Origin of the sequence: Flavobacterium sp. (assembly GCF_044368625.1) — a bacterium.
Classification (GTDB): Bacteria; Bacteroidota; Bacteroidia; order Flavobacteriales; family Flavobacteriaceae; genus Flavobacterium.
Genome location: NZ_JBIPPD010000321.1, coordinates 1 through 2,648 on the forward strand (window position 1 = coordinate 1; position 2,648 = coordinate 2,648).

3 protein-coding genes are annotated in these 2,648 nt (G+C 35.2%); all 3 read right to left on the bottom strand.

Features of this window, described 5'->3' with window-relative positions:
- The coding region (locus ACIQ2X_RS15595) for a C25 family peptidase propeptide domain-containing protein (protein ID WP_396179893.1) at positions 1 to 549 on the bottom strand (549 nt) is incomplete at its 3' end.
- A 122-nt stretch (positions 550 to 671) separates the two neighbouring features.
- On the bottom strand, positions 672 to 1,955 hold the full coding sequence (locus tag ACIQ2X_RS15600; RefSeq protein ID WP_396179894.1) for a citrate synthase: 1,284 nt from the start codon (positions 1,953 to 1,955) through the stop codon (positions 672 to 674).
- Positions 1,956 to 2,146: 191 nt separating this feature from the next.
- Positions 2,147 to 2,648 (bottom strand): T9SS type A sorting domain-containing protein (locus ACIQ2X_RS15605; protein ID WP_396179895.1); only part of this gene is annotated, 502 nt, incomplete at its 5' end.

Below are 2,648 nucleotides of genomic sequence, written 5' to 3' on the forward strand. Positions count from 1 at the left end.
TTGATCTGTGGTAACTGTGACGGTGATATTTTGATACACTCTCAGCACCTTTAAAACAGGATTGTACTGATAAGGAAAAAAAGATACGGTCACGCCCCGAACATCTCTAAAAACATAGGGACTTGAAACCTCAGCAAGTTTTTTAGGAAAGAAATCATCAACTGCATATGTTGCTCCAAATACAAAAGGAACGTTTTCTGGATTTACATTCCGCTTCAAACTTCCTTTTGAGGGCAAAATATTTATGTTTTGAAAATCCTGAAATCCGTCGTAAGTGATTTCAATCGAAACTGCTCCATTATCGGGAACAATTAGCGATTCGGAAAAAATCGGTAATTCGGGAGCGGACACTTGCATCATTTTGGCTAATGCCAAAGCATTAAAATTTTCATATAAAATGCCGTTATGCCACTTTTTTACTGAAATGTATTCTGGCGTTGTATTTTTTATGATCAACTTTTCGGGCTGGGAAGAAACCAATCGGACGTTTTGAGAAAAACCGCTCCAACAAGCAATCAGCAATAGTATCGATAAGTAATTTATTTTCATTGTATTACTATTAATTTTTTACGAATGTACTAAAAAATTCGATACTTTAATAAATAACAAAAAAACATAAGCAAAAAAAACCCTACCAAAAAGTAGGGTTTAGTAGGGTATAATTTTAAAAACTATCGTTGATCCATCTCCACGAATGACCGTAACGGATGTCCTGTATAAACCTGACGTGGTCTTCCGATTGGTTCTTTATTCACACGCATTTCTTTCCACTGTGCGATCCAGCCTGGTAATCGACCGATGGCGAACAAAACAGTAAACATATCGGTTGGAATTCCTAAAGCTCTGTAAATAATTCCAGAGTAGAAATCCACGTTTGGATATAATTTTCTAGAAACGAAATAATCATCTACTAAAGCAGCTTCTTCTAATTTTTTGGCGATTTGCAAAATTGGATCATCAACACCCAATTCTCTCAACACCTCATCAGCTGCTTTCTTGATGATTCGCGCTCTTGGGTCGAAATTTTTATAAACTCGGTGACCGAAGCCCATCAAACGGAACGGATCGTCTTTGTCTTTGGCCTTTGCCATATATTTGTCAGCATCGCCACCATCTTTTTGAATTTCTTCTAACATTTCCAAAACCGCTTGGTTTGCTCCACCATGAAGTGGTCCCCAAAGTGCTGAAACACCTGCTGAAATAGAAGCAAATAATCCTGCATGAGACGATCCTACCATTCTAACGGTCGAAGTAGAACAATTTTGTTCGTGATCGGCATGCAAAATAAATAATTTGTCCAAAGCATCCACTACAATTGGATTTGCTTTGTAAGGTCCTGTAGGTAATTCAAACATTAAATGCAAGAAATTTTCCACATAACCTTTTGTATTGTCGTAATAATTTAATGGAAAACCAGCGGTTTTGCGATACGTCCAAGTAGCCAAAACCATAAATTTACCCATGGTTTTACAAACGCCTTCGTACATTTCTTTTTCATTTTCTACATTAACTACTTTTGGATTAAAAGCGGTTAAGGCACTTGTTAAAGACGAAAGAATTCCCATCGGATGAGCGGTTCTTGGAAAGCCGTCGATGATGTTTTTCATTTCCTCATTTACAAGGGTATATTTTCTGATGTCGTTTTCGAATTTTTCAAGTTGCTCTTTAGAGGGTAATTCTCCAAAAATTACCAAATAAGACACTTCCAAGAAGTTCCCTTTATCTGCTAACTCTTCGATGGAATAGCCTCGGTAACGTAAAATACCTTCTTCACCATCTAAAAAGGTAATATCACTTTTACACACTCCTGAATTTTTATAGCCCGGATCCATAGTGATAGCACCACTTAAATCGCGGAGTTTACTAATATCAATGGCAATCTCTTTTTCACTTCCTTCTATTACTGGAAGTTCATACTTCTTGCCTTCTAATTCTAATATTGCTGTTTTCGACATAATTTTGTTTCTGATTATCGGTGAAAAATTATAATTTAACAAACTTATGAAAATTAACACTAATTAGAAAGCGAATTATTGCTTAGAACCGTTAATTATTTTATAAATAATCCATTTCAAAATTTTTTTAAAAAAAAATCCACAACTCTAAAGCTGTGGACTTTTCATTAACAAAAAAATGTAATCAACTATTATTGTTTTATGATTTTCTGGGTTTGCTTTCCACTTGAAGTTGAAAAACTCAAATAATAAATTCCAGTTGCATACGCAGATAAATCGATGGTTTGCAAATTATTATTAGTCATTTGGGTTTGCAAAAGTCGGCCTTGAGCATCATAAAGTTGGATGGTTTTGATGGTTGAATCTGATTTTACGGTAACGCTATTAGAAGTTGGATTTGGATAAATTTGCAACACCAAATCTTTATTGAAATCATCTTTAGTCAAATCGGCAAATACCGTTTGCTCATCGTTGGTTTCAATTGGAGCACGATAGTCATAGAAAACTCGGGCTTGACTATTGATTACAGTATTTGGCTGAACAGTTTCCTTTGTTTTCAACTTTAACAATATATTTCCGTGTCCACCAGTGTCTAGCATAACATTTTGCAAAACAAATTCGACTGCGTTTCCAGAAATTCTTGTGTAGCAATCATGCGATGTACTTAACAATTGTAACGTATTAATTTCAAAT

Bases quoted from the DNA above. Each gene is read 5' to 3' on its own strand.
- ACIQ2X_RS15600 (WP_396179894.1), bottom strand. From the start codon at position 1,955: ATGTCGAAAACAGCAATATTAGAATTAGAAGGCAAGAAGTATGAACTT.